Genomic DNA, 20,167 nt, shown 5'->3' on the forward strand with positions numbered 1-20,167 from the left:
AGGTTTAATTAGGGGAGCGGCTGAAAAGGTTGTACTTGCAATTGTTTTATTAATACGTTATCATAATAGGTGTAATTCTAGAAGGTTAGTACGTAGAAGTTGTTTAACAAGATGAATGGCAGACACCTCTATCGTACCACAAAAGTATTACAATATTATGTGCAAGACAAGGCACGAGGAGGAAACACAACATGGAACAAGGTACAGTGAAATGGTTTAACGCAGAAAAAGGCTTTGGATTTATCCAACGCGAAAATGATGGTGGAGACGTATTTGTACATTTTTCAGCGATCCAAGGAGAAGGTTTCAAATCATTAGAAGAAGGTCAATCAGTTACTTTTGAAATTGAAGACACAGACCGCGGCCCGCAAGCAGCTAACGTTACTAAAAACTAATTTAAACTTTAATCAAAAACACCCAGTCCACTATTACAGGAGACTGGGTGTTTTTTTCTTTTAAGGAGGTTCTGACTAACGAGCACGACTTTTGCGCATTGCTTTGCGACGGTTGTCGTCAATCATGTTTTCTTTTTCTTCAATTGGTTCGATGACTGTCTTTTTGACACCATATAAGATACCCGCTAGAGTAGCCACTGTTACAGTTGTTCCTGCTAGGAAACCAGATACAAATTTTTTCATCATTAATCACCTTTTCATCTATTAGATATGTTCTATTATCCAACAGATTGTTAAAAAAAGCTAGTGATATACTATTTTGATTTAGGGGAAGCGCGGTGAAAGGGGAAAGTCTATCTTTCTTCTACTACTTTGGCTTGGAAAGTGATAGAATTAGGAATGAATTGGAGGTTGGTGGAAATGACAAAAGTAATTGCTCATCGTGGTAGTAAAGGAACTCATCCTGAAAATACGATTGCCGCTTTTTTAGAAGCCGTTGACTGTCAGTGTGATGGGATTGAATTAGACGTCCAATACACGAAAGATAAAGTGTTGGTTGTCATTCATGATAATTCAGTTGATCGGACAACCAATGGACGGGGAGAAGTTGATCACTTAACGCTGCAAGAAATTCAACAACTGGATGCTGGAAGTTGGTTTGACGAAATTTACAGGGATCAGCGGGTGCCGCTTTTGACGGAAGTGTTGGAGTTGTTAAAGGAAAGAGAATTTAAGGGCTTGCTTAATATTGAAATAAAGACGGATGAAAAACCTTATATGGGGATTGAAGAGGATCTTGTCAAAGTGATGCAAAGTCAACCATGGCCTTTTGACTACCTTTATTCAAGTTTTAATTTGGCGTCTCTCGAATTGGCTCAACAACTGGACCCAACGGCGCCTAAGGCTTATATTATTGGAGTATCTCCTAAGAAAATTAAGCAAGCTCGCGGGCTGTCGTTTATTAGTGCTATCCACCCTAAAATAGATTGGGTGAAGGCTCAGGGGGAGCGAATAAGCGCCTATCCGAAGGCGGTTCGTCCATGGACAGTCAATGACGAGCTTGATATGCAAGATTGTTTTAGAAAAAAAATTGCTGGAATTCATACGGATTATCCCCGAGAAGCGATGCGTTATCGTCGCTTAATGTATCCTAATTTATCATATGGAGAGGTTAAGAATTAGTGAGAAAAGAGAAGGTATTAGTGATTGTCGGACCAACAGCAGTTGGAAAAACGGCGTTAAGTGTTGATTTAGCTAAAAGGTTTAATGGTGAGATTATTAGTGGTGATTCTTTACAAGTTTACCGAGGGCTCGATATTGGCACTGCTAAAGCAACTGCTGAGGAACAGCAAGGCATCCCCCACTATTTATTAGATGTTCGCGATCAGCAGGAAAATTTTTCGGTGGCGGATTTTCAGACGAGCGGGCGCCAGCATCTGGCTGATTGCCATCATCGAAGTAAGTTGCCGATTGTTGTCGGTGGAACTGGTCTTTATATTCAATCATTGTTATTTGATTTTGAATTAGGGGGGCAGAAAAAGGACATCGATACTTCAGAACTTCGCCAGGAATTGACCGCATACTGTGAGCGATTCGGCGTGCTCAAATTGTGGGAGAGATTGCGCGATCAAGACCGAGGGGCAGCAGAAGCGATTCATCCCAACAATGTCAAGCGTGTGATTCGTGCCCTTGAAGTGGTTGAACTGACAGGCAAGAGCGTGACTGAACAGAGACAAGTGGACTTTCGTGACTTGGATAGTGCGTTGTATGACGTAAAGTTGATCGGGCTGACAACCGAGCGAGAAGTTCTTTATGAACGGATCAATCAGCGTGTGGACCTGATGGTGGCGGAAGGTTTGCTAACGGAAGCTCGTGGTGTCTATGAGCAAGGCGAGATCCAAGGGGCTCAGGGGATTGGTTATAAAGAGTTTTTTCCCTATTTTCAAGGGGAGTCTGACTTGGAGACAGCCGTTGCCCAAGTGAAGCAAAATTCCCGCCGTTACGCCAAACGACAATTAACGTGGTTTCGCAATCGCATGTCAGTTGAATGGTGGGACTTAGTCGCTTACCCACAGCGGTTAACGGAACTTCAGTCAACAGTAACAGATTGGTTGGACAAATAGATGGGGCTTTTATTAGAAGGGAGCTTGAATGTGTTTTGCTAGAACGTGAAAAAGTAATTTTAGTCGGCGTAGAAACGCAAAGTAATCAGCAGTATTTTACTGAATCGATGAAAGAATTAAAAAATTTAACGGAAACAGCTCAAGGAGAAGTTGTTTACCAACTAGTTCAAAAAAGGCAGATGGTGAGCCGTCAAACGATTATCGGTAAAGGCAAATTGGCAGAATTAGTCCAGTTAGTCGATGCTCATGAAGCAGACCTGGTCGTCTTTAATCAGCCGTTAACCCCTCGTCAAAGCCAGATAATTCATGAAGCTGTTAATGTGAGGGTGTTGGACCGAGTTCAATTGATTCTTGATATTTTTGCTATGAGAGCTCAATCGAAAGCTGGCAAACTGCAAGTAGAACTGGCTCAATTGAATTATTTGCTTCCCCGTTTAGTTGGACAAGGAACCAGTTTGTCTCGCTTAGGTGGCGGCATTGGAACCCGGGGACCAGGGGAAACAAAATTAGAGACAGATCGTCGTCATATTAGAAATAAATTGACGACCATCAGACGGGAGTTAAAAGAACTTGGGGCCAGTCGAGAACGCAATCGTCAAAAACGTCAAGAGGCCAACGTTTTTCAAATTGGTCTAATCGGCTATACCAATGCGGGCAAATCAACTTTGTTGAACATGTTGACTGACGCGCAGACCTATTCTGAGGACCAGTTATTTGCCACCTTAGATCCGTTGACAAAGCAGTGGCAGATGGCAGAAGGTTTTCAAGTGACGGTAACGGATACGGTCGGTTTTATTCAAGAGCTACCGACGCAACTGATTGAGGCTTTTCAATCAACATTGGAAGAAAGTCGCAACATGGATTTGTTGCTCCACGTGGTAGATGCCAGTTCTGAAGATCGCCACCTTCAAGAAAAAACTGTGTTGAGTTTGTTGGAAGAGCTAGAAATGACTAATATTCCCTTGATGACTGTTTACAATAAAATGGATCAAGTGGATGATCAGTCATTCGTGCCAACCCTTTTTCCTAATATAAAAATCTCGGCTCAAAACCCAGCTGATCGCGTGGTAGTCGAAGCTGGCATCAGACGTAAAATAATGGAGATGTTTGAGCCTTATGAAAAACACTTAAAGGTTGCAGAAGGTCACATCTTGAATCGTTTGGTGACGAATACGTTATTAGTCAGTCAAGAATTTGATGAAGAAGCAGAAGTTTACATTGCTAAGGGGTTTGCTTCCAAGAATTCTCGTTGGCTTAAAGGAGGAGAAGCGTGATGAGTTGGTCGTCTCAGTTACCCCCTGATTTAGTCGAAAAAATTGAACGAGTCGATGACAAGATAATTCCCATGCGTCGAGAAATGGAAGAGGTCGCTTTAGCGAATCAAAGCAAGGTGCTCACAGCTTTTCGCCATAATCATCTGTCGGAAAGTCATTTCGCCATGTCAACTGGATATGGTTATGATGACTTAGGTCGTGACGCTCTTGAAGCCATTTATGCCGACGTTTTTCGCACGGCTGATGCAATCGTTCGCCCTCAATTGATTTCTGGAACCCATGCCATTGCGACGGCGTTGTTCGGGGTATTGCGACCTGGTGATGATTTATTGTACATCACTGGCACGCCTTATGATACCTTACTTGAAGTTCTTGGTGTCACAGGAGACGGGATCGGCTCATTTAAAGAGTACAACATCGGGTATGATCAGGTGGCGTTGCAAGCAAATGGCCAGGTTGATTTTGCTGGTATTCAAGAAAAAGTGACTGAGAAAACCAAGGTCATCGCGATTCAGCGATCTCGTGGCTATGATCAGCGCCCTTCCTTTACTGTGGCAAAAATCGATGAGATGGTTCGTTTCATTCGTCGCCACTACCCTGAGATGATTATTTTTACGGACAATTGTTATGGCGAGTTCGCTGAAACTAGGGAGCCAACAGAAGTTGGGGTTGACTTGATGGCAGGATCATTGATTAAAAATCCAGGTGGGGGAATATGCAAGACAGGTGGTTATATCGTAGGACGTGAAGACTTAATTAAGCGCTGTGCTGTTCGTCTGACGACACCGGGTGTTGGCAAAGAAGCAGGGGCGATGATTAACAGTACCCATGAGATGATTCAAGGCTTCTTTTTAGCCCCTCATGCGGTCAGTCAAGCGATTCAAGGTGCAATCTTTACAGCAGCCCTCTTGGCTGAGTTTGAGATTGAGTCTACCCCTAAATGGGATGAGCCGCGAACAGATTTAATTCAAATGGTGGCTTTAAAGGAACAAGAAGTTATGGTGAAATTCTGTCAGGCGATTCAACGATATTCACCAGTAGATGCTCATGTGTCCCCAATTCCAGCTTATATGCCAGGGTATGAAGACGATGTGATCATGGCTGCAGGTACATTTATTCAAGGGGCTAGCTTGGAGTTGACAGCCGATGGGCCTTTGCGTTCGCCTTATATCCTATATGTACAAGGTGGTTTGACATACGAACACGTCAAATTAGCTGTTAGTTACGCAGTTAACGATGTTTTTTTCATTTAAAAAAGCTGTTTCGTCAAAATATGACGGAACAGCTTTTTGATTTTTACGACTGGTCGTTCAGTTGAGGCTTTAGTTCTAATTTGAATAATGGTGAACTGGGAAAGAGATGAAGCTTGTTTTGCTGGGTGACCGGTTCAAGGTATTGGTCTTTTTCGTATAAAGATTATGAGGGGTGACAATTGGTCTAGTTGCTTTTTTTGTCATTTACCAAATAGGAAAGGTCGAAATAGTATTTTTTGCTTCTTTAGAATTATTTAATCATTGGCCTTTATTTGATTAGAACGTTGGAAAATCAATGTTTTAGACTGGGAGATAAACAAAATTTCAAAAAAATATGTTTTGATGTTAGGAAAGCTAACATCAAATGTTGACAGTCTTTTTATCAACTGGTATGATTCTATTATCAATTAAGAGGAGGGCTGCTATGAGTGAAAAAGAATTACGGAAGTCGATGTCTGTTTTTCCGATTGGAACAGTTATCAAACTAACTGATTTAAGTGCTAGGCAAATTCGTTATTACGAAGAACAGGAGCTAGTATTTCCAGAGCGAACAAGTAGTAATCAACGGATGTATTCTTTAAATGATGTGGATCGTTTACTTGAGATTAAAGATTGGTTGAGTGCAGGCTATAACATGGCTGGCATCCATAAACTTTATGAACGGGAAAAAGTCAAGCAACAGTCACAAAATGCGGCTTACCACTTAACGGACAATGAGGTGCGGAGGATTTTTTACGATGAACTGCTTGCAGAAAGTGGTTTAAATCGTAATCCTTTCCAATCTGAAGGCCCAAGGTTTTAAAATCTAAAGACAAATGGGGACGACAACTGTGGAAAAAAATACCAAGCGAATTGCCGAGATTAAAAAGATTGCCAAGGAGGAAAACGTCCGCTTTTTACGTTTGATGTTTACCGATGTAATGGGAACCATCAAAAATGTGGAAGTGCCGATCAGCCAGTTGGACAAAGTGTTGGACAACAAAATGATGTTTGATGGTTCTTCGATTGAAGGCTTTGTCAGAATTGAAGAAAGCGACATGTATTTATTTCCAGATTTAAATACGTGGCTGATATTCCCATGGGAAAATGGTGATGGCAAAGTGGCTCGTTTAATTTGTGACATTTACATGCCAGAAGGAACGCCATTCTTAGGAGATCCACGAGGTAACTTAAAGCGCGTCATAAAAGAAATGGGAAAACTGGGATTTAAGTCCTTTAACTTAGGTCCAGAACCAGAATTTTTCTTGTTTAAGTTAGATGAAAATGGTAAACCGACAACCGAACTTAACGATAGCGGTGGTTACTTTGATTTTTCTCCACAAGACTTAGGAGAAGATTGTCGTCGTGATATTGTGCTGGAGCTTGAAAACTTGGGCTTTGAAGTTGAAGCGTCCCATCACGAATGTGGTCCTGGTCAACATGAGATTGACTTTAAGTATGCCGATGTATTGGAGGCCTGCGACAATATTCAAACATTTAAGTTAGTGGTGAAAACCATTGCTCGCCGTCACGGGTTACATGCGACCTTTATGCCTAAACCACTTCATGGGATTGCTGGTTCAGGGATGCACTGTAATATGTCTCTTTTCACAGAAGAAGGCAACGCCTTTTTTGATGAAAATGGCGAGCGTCAATTAAGTCAAACGGCTTATCATTTCTTAGGCGGTTTGTTGGAGCATGCTCGTGCGTATACAGCGGTTTGTAATCCGACTGTCAACTCCTATAAGCGTTTAGTGCCAGGTTTTGAAGCACCGGTATACGTGGCTTGGAGTGGGCGCAATCGTTCACCACTCGTTCGCGTCCCAGAATCTCGTGGGTTGTCCACTCGTTTGGAATTGCGTTCAGTTGACCCATCGGCCAATCCGTACTTAGCAATGGCAGTCTTGCTTGAAGCGGGACTTGATGGCATTCGCAATAAGATTGTGCCACCAGCAGAAGTTAACCGTAATATTTATGTGATGAATGAAGAGGAACGGGAAGCGGCGCAAATCACTGATTTGCCTTCAACCTTACATAATGCGATCAAAGCGTTGCGCAAAGACGAAGTTATTAAAGAGGCTCTAGGGGAGCATATTTACGCCAACTTTGTTGAAGCTAAACGCCTTGAATGGAGTGCTTTCCGTCAGCAAGTATCTGAGTGGGAAAGAGAACAATATTTAGAATTATACTAAAAGATGACGAATGAACAGGTATGGAGCGGGGGGCTCCGTCCTGTTTTTTTGTGCACATGTCCGGCAGAGTTGCTTCCAGAGAGTCTAATTGTTTAAGAAAAAATTATCAGCAGACTAAACTGATTAATGGTATACTATGACTTGTATAATTTATTGAAAGAGGTGGCTTGGATGACTTGGCAACAAGTATATAAAAAATGGCAAGAACAGCCAGATTTACCAGGGGCTTTAAAAGCAAATTTAGCTGAACTAGCAACGAATCCTGAGCAATTAGAAGATGCGTTTTACGCACCTTTAGAATTTGGTACAGCGGGAATGCGAGGTATTTTAGGAGCGGGAATCAACCGTATGAATGTTTACACCGTGAGACAAGCGACAGAAGGTTTGGCGCGTTTCATCGAAACCTTAGATGAACCTGCTAAAAGCAGAGGGGTTGTCATCGCCTACGATTCTCGCCATCAATCACCAGAATTTGGTCTGGAAGCAGCTAGAGTACTAGCAAATCATCAGATCAAAGCGTATGTCTTTGAAAGTTTAAGACCGACACCAGAACTGTCTTTTGCCGTTCGCGAGTTAAACTGCGTTGCGGGGATTATGATTACAGCGAGTCACAATCCAGCTGCCTATAATGGTTATAAAGTCTACGGCGCTGACGGTGGCCAGATGCCTCCACAAGATGCCGATGCTTTGACGACATTTGTGCGTCAAATCGACAACCCATTAGCGATAAAAATCGCTGCTCACAGTGACCAATCACCTTCTGAGTATATCGAAATAGTTGGCGACAAAATAGATACAACTTACTTGGAAAATATTAAATCAGTGTCAATTGATCTTGAGTTGATTAAAGAATACGGTAAAGAGTTAAAATTAGTTTTTACCCCTCTTCATGGAACTGGTAAGATGTTAGGTGAGCGTGCGTTAAAGCAAGCTGGGTTTGAGCAATTTATTTTAGAACCAGCTCAATCTATCGCTGATCCTGACTTTACAACCGTTAAATCACCAAACCCAGAAGAACTCTCGGCTTTTGAATATGCCATTCGTCTAGGGCAAGCGGAAGGGGCAGATTTGTTAGTTGCAACTGATCCTGATGCTGACCGCTTAGGAGCCGCGGTTCGTTTGCCGGATGGTACGTATCAAGTGTTGACGGGCAATCAAATCGGGGCATTATTGATTCAGTATATTTTAACGGCCAAACAAGATGCTGGAGTTTTACCAGCAAATGGGGCAGTTTTAAAATCAATTGTCTCAAGTGAAATGGCGACAGCAATCTGTCAAAAATTTGATGTTGAGATGATAAATGTGTTAACAGGCTTTAAATTTATTGCTGAAAAAATTGAAGAATTTGAGCAAACAGGGTCTCATACTTTCATCTTTGGGTTCGAAGAAAGTTACGGCTACTTGGTCAAATCCTTTGTTCGCGATAAAGATGCGATCCAAACGCTTCTGTTGTTAGCAGAAGTCGCGGCTTTTTATAAGAAAAAAGGCCAGACACTGTATGATGGCTTGCAGGCAATTTTTGCTGAATATGGCTACTTTGAAGAGAAAACCATTTCAGTGACGATGGCGGGGATTGAAGGCGCAGCTAAAATTAACGCCTTAATGGCGAGAGCACGGACAGAGCGAGCCACTGATTTTGGTGGAATAGCCGTCGTTGCAACTGAGGATTTTGCGGCGCAAGAGAGGATCTTTGGGGATGGTAGCAAGGAGTCGATTGACTTACCAAAAGCGAACGTCTTGAAATATCTTCTAGAAGATGGTAGTTGGGTAGCCATTCGTCCTTCAGGAACTGAGCCCAAAATCAAATTTTATATTGCGGCTAAGGCCGAGACGCAAGCAACAGTTTCGCAAAAAGTAGTCGAGATAACAAAAGCGATTGAGTTGTTAATTCAATAATCGATGAAAAAGAAGGTCAGTACGATTGCTGCCTTCTTTTTTGTAAATAAGAATAATTTCGTTTTGTAAGCAAAAAGGCTAGACTTTTTTTGGAAAACATATTAGCATAGTGAAGTAGTACTAATAGACTAGATAGCTCCTTTGAATCACGATCAAGGGTTAACCTTCAGCTGAAAAGAAGGCTAGAAACACCGGGGTTGCTCGCGATTATCTGGTTAATCCAGTGGAACTATGTATTTAGATTGTTTGACGAGAGGCCTCTTACAGGCAGTTAAAAAGTGACTAAAAAGAATGCCTTAAAACGCTAGGGTGGCTTTATTTCTCTGCCGATGACTTGGTAAGAATAATGCCTAGAGATTGATGAGATCAAAGCAAAGGAAAGTGTTTAGGGCTTGACACTAACGTTTCAAAAGAAAAAGGAGTGACAACATGGCTGAACTGACGGCGACACCAGAGATAATTGAAAAAGTGAGTCAATTGTATAAAGCTTTAAGTGATCCAACGCGGATAAAAATTTTAACATTATTAAGTCATTCGGAGAAAAATGTGAGTGCTATTGTCGAAAGTATTGGATTAGAACAGTCAGCAGTATCTCATCAATTAAAGCTTTTACGCTTGAATCATTTGGTTAAATCTCGGAAAGAGGGGAAATCTGTTTATTATTCATTAGATGACCAACATGTGGTAGATATTTTAGGTCAGAGTTTTAAACACATTACTCATTCTCAGCGGCGTGATTAAGCGAAGAGGAGCGAACAGTCAAAACGACTGTCCGCTCCTCTTTTTATCTCCAGCGGTGGCGGCTGATTTTGGGGCTATCAGACTTAGCGAGAGTCTGGGTGGAACAGGCGACAAGGTTTCAAGGATAGGGATGGTTAAGTGAATTCGTAATTGGGACTAGCAAAAACGACTAAATTTCGGTATACTGAGAGATATTATCTTGATTAAAAAACGATGAAATTTTTTTAATCAAAGCTTAAGTAAGGAGTTTGTCTATGGAAAAATTAAAAGTAGCAGTTTTAGGGTTAGGAACAGTCGGGTCAGGGGTTCCTCTCATTTTGAAGGAACATCAAGAAAAAATATCTTTAGTTACTGGGGTAGAAATTGTTGTCGAGCAAGCCTTGGTGAGAGATGAAGCGGAGAAAGTTGATTTAGCCAAACATTATGATATTCAATTAACGACAGATTATCAAGAGATTTTAAGCAACCCAGAAATTCAAGTTGTAGTGGAATTGATCGGTCAGATTGAGCCGGCTAAAACTTATATTATTCAGGCTTTGGAAAGCGGCAAGCACGTGGTGACGGCGAATAAAGACCTACTGGCCCTCCACGGTAAGGAGCTAGTTGAAACAGCCAATAAACATCAACGCGATTTGTATTATGAAGCAGCGGTTGCCGGTGGGATCCCCATTTTGCGGACGATTGCTAATAGTTTAGCGGCAGATAACATTACCTGTGTCAGAGGCATTTTAAATGGTACCACTAACTACATGTTAACGAAGATGGCCAACGAAGGTTGGTCCTATGAACAAGCCTTAGATGAAGCTCAGGCGTTAGGTTTTGCTGAATCAGATCCAACCAATGACGTTGATGGAATCGATGCCGCTTATAAAGTAGCTATTTTAACCCAATTTGCTTTTGGGATGAGCATAGATTTAGCGGATATTGATAAAAAGGGGATTCGTGGCATGTCATCTGATGACATTCAAATGGCCCAACAACTTGGCTATATCGTGAAATTATTAGGTTCGTCTAAAAAGACAAACGGCAGTGTGTCGGCAGAAGTTGGTCCCGTCTTGGTACCCGCTGACCATCCGTTAGCTTCCGTTCAAAATGAAATGAATGCCGTGTATGTCCAAAGCTCTGGCGTTCGCGAATCGATGTATTACGGTCCAGGGGCAGGTGCTAAACCGACAGCCACAAGTGTTGTCAGTGATATTATTACAGTGGCAAAAAATATTCGTTTAGGGATTAGTGGTCATATGTTTAACTCTTATGCCAGTGAGACAGTGTTAACAAAAGATGAAGACATTGAATCAAAATACTATTTTTCAGTCAATGTTGAAGATAAAGTCGGGCAATTTTTGAAATTAACTCAGATTATCACTGAAGCTGGCGCGAGTATTGATCAATTGATTCAGCAGAAGTCTGATGGGAAACAAGCGAGAATTGTCGCCATTACCCATTTGATGACCAAGGCCCAGATGGCAGAAGTAGCCAAACAAATTAATCGTGTATCGGAATTTGAGTTAGTTGCATCTTACCAAGTGTGGACAGATTAACAGAAAAAGAGCGTTATCGATTTTTGACCATGAAGATGGGGAATTTATAGAAGTTTGGAGTAAGCTTATGAAAATTAGAGTACCAGCAACAAGTGCTAATCTAGGGTGTGGGTTTGATTCCTGTGGCATTGCGTTATCCTTGTATTTACATTTAGATACAGGTGTTGAAGCAGAAGAGTGGCAGATCGAGCATCGGTTAGAAGGGGTGTCTCATGATGAGAGTAACTTGATTATTACCACGGCTTTGGCGCTTAAACCAGATCTTAAGCCAAGAAAAATGACCATGCAAACCGATATTCCACCAGCTCGGGGCCTTGGTAGTAGTTCAACTGCGATTGTCGCAGGCATTGAACTAGCCAATCGAGAAGGACAATTGGGTTTAACCAGAAAAGAAAAATTGGCAATCGCAACAGAGATGGAAGGCCATCCAGATAATGTGGGGCCAGCTATCTATGGTGATTTTGTCGTAGCGTGTTACGATCAGAAGGAAGTTAACAGCGTCAAACATCATTTCCCCGATTGTGATGTGGTGGTTTTTATTCCCGATCAGGAACTGTTAACTAGTGAAAGTCGGGATATTTTGCCGAAGGAACTACCTTATAAAGAAGCCGTCACAGCTAGTGGTATTAGCAATGTGATGATTGGGGCTGTTCTCAACGGCAACTTACCTCTTGCAGGTAAGATGATGGAACAGGATTTATGGCATGAAAAATACCGAGGGGAGTTAATCCCTCATTTAAAACCGCTTCGTGATTTAGGTCATCAGGTCGGCGTATACGGAACCGTTTTAAGTGGTGCTGGGCCAACGATTTTGACTCTCTGTCCCTATGAGTTAACCGAGACCTTTGTAGCAAGTGTTAAGGCTTTAGGGTTGGCAGGCAAAGTGGAAATTCTTGCCGTTGATAAAGAAGGCACGCAAGTCTTTTAAAGAAGAAAAGTTGAACGAGGCGTTGCCGTTGCTCTTATTGCTTGAGCACTTAGCATTTGTTGAGATCAAAGGATAGACTAGGGCTGCCTCGTGAAGCAGGAGCCAAACTGCGATATAGAGAGAGTTTTATACTTTCCTAGAGAGTAAAAAAGTTGGGGGACGAGTGTCCCTCAACTTTTTTTGAGCTTTAGCCGTAGTAGCTGTGCTCTTGTAAATGTAAGCCATCTAATATGATCGAGGCAGTTTCTTCAATGGACAGGTCGGCAACATTAATGACGAGACAATCCAGTTTTTTATAAAGATCTTTGGCGAAGTTTAGCTCTTCCTTGATTTTTTCAATATTGGAATAAGCTGTTTCTGGATTTAGACCATAGGCCTTCATCCGCTCTTGCCGAATTTTATTAAGAATATTTGGATCGTTAGTCAAACCGACGATTTTTTTAGGATCGACTTCCCACAATTGCTTAGGGATGTGGGCTTGAGGAATCAAGGGCAGATTAGCCACTTTGAGATTTTTATTAGCTAAAAACAGGCTAAGGGGTGTTTTGGAGGTGCGAGAAACACCGAGTAAGACAATGTCCGCTTCTAAAAAGCCCTTTGGATCTTTGCCATCATCGTATTTGACGGCGAATTCCATGGCGTTAATTCGGCTAAAATAATTTTGATCTAAGGAGTGAACCGCACCGGCCACACGGTTCGGTTTTATTTCGGTTCGCTTGGCGATCTCATTAACCAATGGTGAAAGTAAATCCATGCAGAACAGGCCGCATTCAGCACAAAAATCATTGGCTAACTTGACAAATTCTTCTGAGATCATCGTGTGGATGACGATCGCATCACTATTTTTGGCTTCTTCAAGTGAGGCGATCAAATCTTCTTTTTCACAGACGAAGGTTTTTCTAACTAATGGAATATCAGTGCCTTCATATTGTGCCACGGAGGCTTGAGCTAAACGGGCAGCTGTTTCTCCGGCTGAATCGGAAATGATGTAAATACTGGGGATTTTTTTGGTCATAGGTAATTCCCTTTCTTGATTTTATTTCATAATTATTATAGCATATATCAAAGAGAGAGAAGGGCTGAATAATGACAGAGATGAAGAGAATTGATTTAGCACTAGAAAAAATGAAGGAGCACGGGTTTAAATACACCAAGCGGCGGGAAATGTTGTTGAGTTTTTTAGCAGAAGCGGATAAGTACACCAGTGCCAAAGAAGTTTATGAGTATATGAGTCAGCAGTTTTCTGGTATTAGTTATGACACGATCTATCGTAATTTAAAAGATTTTTCAGATATCCATCTTTTAGAAGAGACTGAATGGGATGGAGAGAAAAAATTTAGATTTCATTGCGATCATCATGAGATGGGGCATCATCACCATTTTATCTGTACAAATTGTGGCGCTACCCGAGAAATTCATATGTGTCCCATGGATTATTTCAAAGAGCAGTTGGCTGGCTGCAAAATTGAAGGCCATCGCTTTGAAATCTTCGGGAAGTGTGAAAACTGTCTTGTGGTCTAATAAGGATTATGCAAATACTTATAATAAAAAAGCGAAAAGATTGTCGAATTAAGTTGACGTTAAAAGTGACTTTCGCTATAATGTTATAAGGACAGTTTTTTGTTATGAGATAGTTACTATCAAACTATGAAAAACGGTTACTTTTTAAGCACGGGGGGAGGGAATTTATATGTCAAAAACAGTTGTTAAGAAAAATGAATCTCTTGATGATGCTCTTCGTCGCTTCAAACGTTCCGTTTCAAAAACTGGTACTTTGCAAGAATACCGCAAACGTGAGTATTACGAAAAACCAAGTGTGAAGCGTAAGAAAAAATCTGAAGCAGCGAGAAAACGTAAGAAATTCTAGTTTTCAATGATTGGAGCTGATCCCAATGTCGCTTCTTACCCAATTGAACGAGGACATTAAAACAGCGATGAAAGCCAAAGACAAAGCGTCTTTAGATGTTCTAAGGCTGTTGAAAGCTTCTGTTCAAAACGAGCAAATCGCCAAAGGTGAAGACTTAAATTCTGATGAAGAAATTGCCGTCTTAGCCCGAGAAATGAAACAGCGTCGTGATTCACTTGTTGAATTCGAAAATGCTGGTCGTGATGATTTGGTTGAAACAGTAAAAGCGGGAATTGTTATTGTCGAAAAATATTTACCAAAGCAATTGGATGAGACGGAAGTTCGTCAAATTGTTGCTGATGCGATTGACACCACGGGTGCGAGCTCTGTAAAAGAGTTTGGTAAAGTCATGGGGGCAGTCATGCCGAAAGTCAAAGGCAAAGCAGATGGAAATATGGTCAATGCAATTGTCAAAGAATTATTACAAGAGAAATAACTAAGAAGCCAAGAAGGGAAACTTTCTTGGCTTTTTTGCGTTCAAGGGGCAGTTACAGTAGCGTCACAGGGGACCTTCTGATTGGGATTAATTTGGAGACAGTGGTATAATGCATTGATCTCGTGTTTGAGAATTTTGAGGGAAAGTTCAACAGCGTTTTTCCTATTTATGAGTCGCACTAGTGTCAATCAAGTGGGAATTTTCTGTTTTTTTAGCTCACTGGCGGCAAGGAGTGTTTGCTGGAAGTGGCTGCTGACAAACCGTTAAATAAGTGGAAGGTTCCTTACAAGTTGTAAAGAATCTTTTTTCAATTGACAAAGTATGGTATTATTTGAGTTAGTATAGTGAGATAAAAGAGAGAAGGAGCTGTTCTTTTTTTGTTAGAACAAAATCAAGCGTCTTTAGAGATCCGCGTAAAAAATCAAGCCGAAGCAACTGAGTTATTAGGAACTCATGATAAGCATTTAAAATTAATTGAAGAAAATCAGCATGTGACAATCTTGAGTCGGGGTGAAATGATTCAAATTACCGGCTTGGAAGAAAATGTCCAAACCGTCTACGATGTCTTAAGAAAATTGCAAGTCTTGATTTTGAGAGGTATTCCCATTGGCACTCCTGATGTTGTGACGGCCCTTAAAATGGCCAAAAAAGGAACACTGGAATATTTTACTGATATCTATGAAGAAGAAATTATTAAAGATAAAAATGGGAAAGCCATTCGCGTGAAAAATTATGGCCAAAAAGAGTACATCGAGATGATTAAAAAGCGCGATGTGACGTTCGGCATTGGGCCAGCTGGTACTGGGAAAACCTTTCTAGCGGTGGTCATGGCGATTTCTGCTTTAAAACGGGGAGAAGTTCAGAAAATCGTCTTAACACGCCCAGCGGTTGAAGCTGGGGAAAATTTGGGCTTTTTACCAGGTGACTTGAAAGAAAAGGTTGACCCTTATCTACGCCCTGTCTATGACGCCCTATACGCGATTTTTGGAATCGATCATACCAATCGGTTAATGGAACGTGGCGTGATTGAAATAGCGCCTCTCGCCTACATGCGTGGTCGTACGTTGGAAGATTCTTTTGTCATCTTGGATGAAGCGCAAAATACCACGATTGCCCAAATGAAAATGTTTTTAACACGTCTCGGGTTTAATTCGAAGATGATTGTCAATGGCGATGTCTCCCAAATTGATTTACCGCGAGGCGTCATGAGCGGCTTAATTCATGCTGAAAAAACTTTAAAACCGATAAAAAAAATTGGGTTTGTGACATTCACCTCCAGTGATGTGGTTCGTCATCCAGTTGTTGCAGAAATTATCAATGCCTACGAAGAAGAAAACAAGTAGGGATGTATCATAGCCTTGTCGTAACGCTTAGCAAGGCTAAACAAGGAAGGAAACAGGGAGTGAAGGAGCTGTTGTGGCTTTCATAGTTTGTTTGCTTACCGAGTCGTAAGGAGTATTAGCCATGAAATTAGATTTTGGATCGCTACAAAAAAAATTAGGCAAGAAGTACATGACCGGGTTAGTGATTGTGTTTGGCCTGCTGTGTTTTGTGTTGCTCTATAATAATGTGCGCCAAAAGGCCGTATCTATCAAAGAAGGAAATTTGGCTTCAGAGACGATTCGCGCCAATAAGACCATTGAAAATAAGTATGAAACCGATGAAAAACGTCGTTTAGCTGCTGAGACGGTTAATCCGGAGTATACTTATGACAAAGACATTGCCACGAAACAAGTTGAATTGGTCAATCAATTATTCACCTTAGTGTCAGAAGTTAAGACCGAGGTGGATAAAGAATATGAGGCAAAACGCAGTGCTGCCAAGGATAAAGCGACTGTGGCCCCGGCGGCAACAGAAGAATTAGTGGCTGCCTTAAAAAAGAAGTTCGAATCAATTAATCAAGATGATATTGCCTTTTATCAGGGATTTCCCAATGCATTTTATGAAGGCATCTTTAAGTTAAACGAAGCCGATCTAAAAACAGTTCGGGAACAGAGCGTCTCGCTAGTTGAAACTAAGATGGCGGAGCCCATTCGCAGTAGTAACCTGACAACTGTTAGGCAAAAAGTGAATGACGAAATTCAGTATTTGAATCTGGGAAGTGATCTCCAACAATTGATAAAATACGTTGTTGATAAGGGGATTGTCGTCAATGAAGCGGCTAATGATAAGCGAACCGAAGAATTAAAAGAACAGGCGATGGCAAAAGTTAACCCTGTGATGATTTATTCTGGGGAAGTGATTGTTAGAGAAGGGGTCCAGATTGATTCGCGAGCGATTCAAAAGCTTGAATTATTAGGGCTAACCAATCGCGAGCAGTCGATTTTCCCTTTAGTCGCTTTGATAGGTTTAATTCTGTTGCAAATCGCTGTGTTAGGCTACTTGGTCTTCCATACCAGCGAGTTGGAAAAACAGGTCCGTTTCACCACTTTTTATGTGTTGATGGTCTTAATCAGTTTGATCGTCATGAAGGGACTGCAGTTATTTCAAAATGAGGCCTTGTCCTATGTGCCACTGATTTTTCCGGCAGCCTTTACCCCGCTAGTGCTCAATTTATTTATCAGTCGGCGGGCCAGTATTATGGGGGCTTTGTTTCAAACGGCCTTTTCAATATTTGTTTATTACGATTTAATCGGAACGAGTACCTTGTTGTTAATTGTCTTAACCTACATGTTTACCGGATTAATGGCTACTTTGATCAAGCGCGAGCGGATCGGCCGCCAGCTAGGGGCCGCTGCACTTTGGATAATCGTTTTTCCCATGGTGTTTGTTTTTGTGGTGACGATTTATCAAGGAATGGACTTTAAGGACTCTAAGACGATCGCCACGCTCTTGTGTGCGTTTGCTGGCAGTCTCTTTACGTACCTGATGTCTGTCGGCTTGCACCCATACATTGAGTTGATGTTAAACGATGACAGTGTGTTGGTCTTGAACGAATTAAGCAACCCTAATCATCCTTTATTGAAGCAATTATTGGTTGAAGCACCCGGGACTTATCATCACAGCATGATGGTAGCCAGTCTTAGTGCCAATGCCGTAGCCGACATCGGCGGACGGTCTCTTTTAACCCGTGTCGCGTGTTACTATCACGACATTGGCAAGATCAAACATGCCAACTTCTTTGTTGAAAACTTGCCAGATGGGGCGGAAAATCCCCATAACTTTTTATTGCCAGAAGACAGCAAAGAAATTATTTTTAGTCATGTTTCTGAAGGGGTTAAAATCCTTGAAAAGGAAAATATGCCTCAATTGGTCATCGATATTTGTCAGCAACATCATGGGACCACTTTGATGGGCTTCTTCTATGCCAAGGCGAAAGAGCGGGATCCAGAAACGCAAGAATCCCAGTTCCGCTATGTTGGACCACGCCCTCAAACAAAAGAAGCAGGAGTGGTAAGTTTGGCAGATACTTGCGAAGCTGCTGTTCGGGCGATGGATCACCCGACAAATGAGAAAATCGGGAAATTTGTTAAAAACTTAATTGAATCACGGATTTTAGACGGCCAACTGGATGAGACTGGGCTGACAATGAAGGAAATTCGCATTGTTGAGCAGTCACTGATCAACGGCTTGTGTAGCATGTTCCACTCACGAATTAAATATCCGAAGATGAAATCAGAAGCCGAAGAAATGAAGAAAGAACAGGAAGAGAGAGCCTAATTATGGATATTACCTTAATGGATGAAACTAATACTGTCACAAGGGAGCAGTTAAATGAAGTTGAGCGCTTGTTAAATGTAGCAGCAGAACAATTGGAGATTGCTGATAGTACTGAGATGTCTGTGACCTTTATGGACAATCAGCACATCCAAGAGATTAATCGTGAGTATCGTCAAAAAGACAGTCCGACAGATGTGATCAGCTTTGCTTTAGAAGAACTTGGGGAAGGTGAGTTACCAGTGATTTTTGAGGGAGCTGACGCACTTCCTCGAAACTTAGGAGATATTATGATCTCTGTTGAGAAAGCGAAAGAACAAGCTTTGGAATACGATCATACCTATGAGCGAGAACTAGGCTTCTTGGCTGTTCACGGCTTCTTACACCTCAATGGCTACGATCATATGACCGAAGAAGACGAAAAAGAAATGTTTGATTTACAAAGAAAGATTCTTGATGCCTATGGACTTACACGATAACAAGCAGGATGAGCAGGTCTATAAAAATAAAAGTTTTATTGCGTCGTTAGAGTTTGCTCTTCAAGGGTTTCGGACAGCTTTCAAAGAAGAACGGAATTTAAAGGCCCATGTTGGTCTGGCGATAGTCGCTGTGATTGCTGGAGGCATCTTCAAATTGGCTCTCAATGAATGGCTGTGGTTGCTGTTGGTGATTTTTCTGGTGATCGTCATGGAAATTATTAATACGACAGCGGAGAATATTGTTGACATGGTGACGAATTATCATTTTAATTCCATAGGAAAAAAAGTTAAAGACATGGCAGCTGCTGCTGTATTATTGACAGCGTGTTTTGCCATGTTAGTCGGTGCGTTAATCTTTGTCCCAAAAGTTTGGGCGATCTTAAGTAAATTTTTATAAGAAAGAGGAAACTAAATGAGTTCAGTCCATAAATCCGGGTTTGTTGCTATCATTGGCCGCCCAAATGTAGGAAAATCAACCCTGCTTAACCGTATTGTTCGTCAAAAAATTGCGATTATGAGCGATAAGGCGCAAACGACACGAAATAAAATTCAAGGGGTCTATACAACACCAGAGGCCCAGATTGTTTTTATTGATACACCAGGTATTCATAAACCAAAACACCGCTTAGGTGATTTTATGGTGGAAACGGCTTATAGCGCTTTGCGGGAAGTGGACGCCGTCCTGTTTATGGTCAGTGCTGAACAACCTCGAGGCCGTGGAGATGATTTTATCATTGAACGCTTGAAAAACAGTCAAGCCCCAGTTTATTTAATTATTAACAAAATCGACACGATTCATCCAGATAAGTTGTTCGGGATTATTGAAGATTATCGCCAGCAAATGGATTTTAAAGAAGTTGTGCCGATTTCTGCCACAGAAGGCAATAACGTGGAAAAATTACTTGAAGTAATCGAAGGGGAAATGCCAGAAGGGCCGCAATATTACCCTGAGGATCAAGTAACAGACCATCCGGAGTATTTTATTGTCTCAGAATTAATTCGCGAGAAAGTCTTACAATTAACTCGTGAAGAAGTGCCTCATTCAGTGGCGGTGGTCGTTGAAGATATGAAGCGAGACGAGTATGATAAAGTCCATATTCAAGCCACGATTATTGTGGAACGCTCAAGCCAAAAGGGAATTTTAATTGGCAAAGGCGGTTTAATGATGAAAGACATCGGCATTAAAGCACGGAAAGATATTGAAAACTTATTGGGGAATAAGGTTTATCTAGAACTATGGGTCAAAGTTCAAAAGAACTGGCGCGATAAACAAAAGTACCTTCAAGATTACGGCTATCGTGACATGGATTACTAAAAATAAAGGTATTGGCGATGACTCGTCAATACCTTTTACTCATTCCCAAGCC

21 protein-coding genes are annotated in these 20,167 nt (G+C 41.5%); 19 read left to right on the forward strand and 2 right to left on the reverse strand.

Annotation, left to right across the window (positions count from 1 at the left end):
* Positions 1-191 precede the first annotated feature (191 nt).
* The gene (locus I6N95_RS24085; RefSeq protein ID WP_209532280.1) at positions 192-395 is read left to right on the forward strand and encodes a cold-shock protein; all 204 of its coding nucleotides are present in this window, start codon (positions 192-194) and stop codon (positions 393-395) included.
* 75 nt (positions 396-470) lie between these two features.
* Here I6N95_RS24085 and I6N95_RS24090 read toward each other — a convergent pair whose 3' ends face one another.
* The gene (locus tag I6N95_RS24090) at positions 471-638 is read right to left on the reverse strand and encodes a DUF3042 family protein (RefSeq protein ID WP_209532282.1); all 168 of its coding nucleotides are present in this window, start codon (positions 636-638) and stop codon (positions 471-473) included.
* A gap of 177 nt (positions 639-815) precedes the next feature.
* Between I6N95_RS24090 and I6N95_RS24095 the strand changes: the two genes are divergently transcribed.
* From I6N95_RS24095 to thrB, 10 genes are all read left to right on the forward strand, one after another.
* On the forward strand, positions 816-1,577 hold the full coding sequence (locus I6N95_RS24095; protein ID WP_209532284.1) for a glycerophosphodiester phosphodiesterase: 762 nt from the start codon (positions 816-818) through the stop codon (positions 1,575-1,577).
* Positions 1,577-2,518, forward strand: coding sequence for a tRNA (adenosine(37)-N6)-dimethylallyltransferase MiaA (gene miaA / locus I6N95_RS24100; protein WP_209532286.1), 942 nt, complete (start codon positions 1,577-1,579; stop codon positions 2,516-2,518). The genes I6N95_RS24095 and miaA overlap by 1 nt, the downstream gene beginning before the upstream one ends.
* Positions 2,519-2,553: 35 nt before the next feature.
* On the forward strand, positions 2,554-3,792 hold the full coding sequence (gene hflX / locus I6N95_RS24105; protein WP_209532288.1) for a GTPase HflX: 1,239 nt from the start codon (positions 2,554-2,556) through the stop codon (positions 3,790-3,792).
* Complete coding sequence (locus tag I6N95_RS24110; RefSeq protein WP_209532290.1) at positions 3,792-5,045, forward strand: methionine gamma-lyase family protein; 1,254 nt, start codon at positions 3,792-3,794, stop codon at positions 5,043-5,045. Before hflX ends, I6N95_RS24110 begins: the two co-directional genes overlap by 1 nt.
* Positions 5,046-5,469: 424 nt before the next feature.
* Positions 5,470-5,847, forward strand: a complete 378-nt coding sequence (locus tag I6N95_RS24115) for a MerR family transcriptional regulator (protein WP_209532291.1) — start codon at positions 5,470-5,472, stop codon at positions 5,845-5,847.
* A gap of 28 nt (positions 5,848-5,875) precedes the next feature.
* Positions 5,876-7,216: a type I glutamate--ammonia ligase gene (gene glnA / locus I6N95_RS24120; protein WP_347340602.1), complete on the forward strand. Its 1,341-nt coding sequence runs from the start codon at positions 5,876-5,878 to the stop codon at positions 7,214-7,216.
* Between the two features lie 171 nt (positions 7,217-7,387).
* Positions 7,388-9,112 (forward strand): phospho-sugar mutase, encoded by a 1,725-nt coding sequence (locus I6N95_RS24125; protein ID WP_209532293.1) that lies wholly within the window; start codon positions 7,388-7,390, stop codon positions 9,110-9,112.
* A gap of 429 nt (positions 9,113-9,541) precedes the next feature.
* On the forward strand, positions 9,542-9,853 hold the full coding sequence (locus I6N95_RS24130) for an ArsR/SmtB family transcription factor (protein ID WP_209532294.1): 312 nt from the start codon (positions 9,542-9,544) through the stop codon (positions 9,851-9,853).
* A gap of 254 nt (positions 9,854-10,107) precedes the next feature.
* The gene (locus I6N95_RS24135; RefSeq protein WP_209532295.1) at positions 10,108-11,394 is read left to right on the forward strand and encodes a homoserine dehydrogenase; all 1,287 of its coding nucleotides are present in this window, start codon (positions 10,108-10,110) and stop codon (positions 11,392-11,394) included.
* A 67-nt stretch (positions 11,395-11,461) separates the two neighbouring features.
* Complete coding sequence (gene thrB / locus I6N95_RS24140; protein WP_209532296.1) at positions 11,462-12,322, forward strand: homoserine kinase; 861 nt, start codon at positions 11,462-11,464, stop codon at positions 12,320-12,322.
* A 187-nt stretch (positions 12,323-12,509) separates the two neighbouring features.
* Here thrB and I6N95_RS24145 read toward each other — a convergent pair whose 3' ends face one another.
* Positions 12,510-13,337 (reverse strand): pyruvate, water dikinase regulatory protein, encoded by an 828-nt coding sequence (locus I6N95_RS24145; RefSeq protein ID WP_209532298.1) that lies wholly within the window; start codon positions 13,335-13,337, stop codon positions 12,510-12,512.
* Positions 13,338-13,408: 71 nt separating this feature from the next.
* Between I6N95_RS24145 and I6N95_RS24150 the strand changes: the two genes are divergently transcribed.
* The 8 genes from I6N95_RS24150 (at position 13,409) to era (ending at position 20,115) form a co-directional block, all read left to right on the forward strand.
* A complete protein-coding gene (locus tag I6N95_RS24150; RefSeq protein ID WP_209532300.1) occupies positions 13,409-13,843 on the forward strand; it encodes a Fur family transcriptional regulator in 435 nt (144 codons plus the stop codon).
* A 169-nt stretch (positions 13,844-14,012) separates the two neighbouring features.
* On the forward strand, positions 14,013-14,189 hold the full coding sequence (gene rpsU / locus I6N95_RS24155) for a 30S ribosomal protein S21 (protein WP_023605663.1): 177 nt from the start codon (positions 14,013-14,015) through the stop codon (positions 14,187-14,189).
* 25 nt (positions 14,190-14,214) lie between these two features.
* On the forward strand, positions 14,215-14,664 hold the full coding sequence (locus tag I6N95_RS24160) for a GatB/YqeY domain-containing protein (protein WP_209532302.1): 450 nt from the start codon (positions 14,215-14,217) through the stop codon (positions 14,662-14,664).
* Positions 14,665-15,041: 377 nt separating this feature from the next.
* Positions 15,042-16,007, forward strand: a complete 966-nt coding sequence (locus tag I6N95_RS24165) for a PhoH family protein (protein WP_209532304.1) — start codon at positions 15,042-15,044, stop codon at positions 16,005-16,007.
* Positions 16,008-16,128: 121 nt separating this feature from the next.
* Positions 16,129-18,324, forward strand: a complete 2,196-nt coding sequence (locus I6N95_RS24170; protein WP_209532306.1) for an HD family phosphohydrolase — start codon at positions 16,129-16,131, stop codon at positions 18,322-18,324.
* A gap of 2 nt (positions 18,325-18,326) precedes the next feature.
* Positions 18,327-18,800 (forward strand): rRNA maturation RNase YbeY, encoded by a 474-nt coding sequence (gene ybeY, locus I6N95_RS24175; RefSeq protein WP_209532307.1) that lies wholly within the window; start codon positions 18,327-18,329, stop codon positions 18,798-18,800.
* Complete coding sequence (locus tag I6N95_RS24180) at positions 18,778-19,197, forward strand: diacylglycerol kinase family protein (RefSeq protein WP_209532309.1); 420 nt, start codon at positions 18,778-18,780, stop codon at positions 19,195-19,197. Before ybeY ends, I6N95_RS24180 begins: the two co-directional genes overlap by 23 nt.
* Before the next feature lie 15 nt (positions 19,198-19,212).
* Entirely contained in the window at positions 19,213-20,115 is a 903-nt protein-coding gene (gene era, locus I6N95_RS24185; protein WP_209532311.1) for a GTPase Era, read from the forward strand.
* Positions 20,116-20,167 lie beyond the last annotated feature (52 nt).

The sequence above is a fragment of the Vagococcus allomyrinae genome (assembly GCF_017829975.1).
In the GTDB taxonomy this organism is placed as follows: domain Bacteria; phylum Bacillota; class Bacilli; order Lactobacillales; family Vagococcaceae; genus Vagococcus_D; species Vagococcus_D allomyrinae.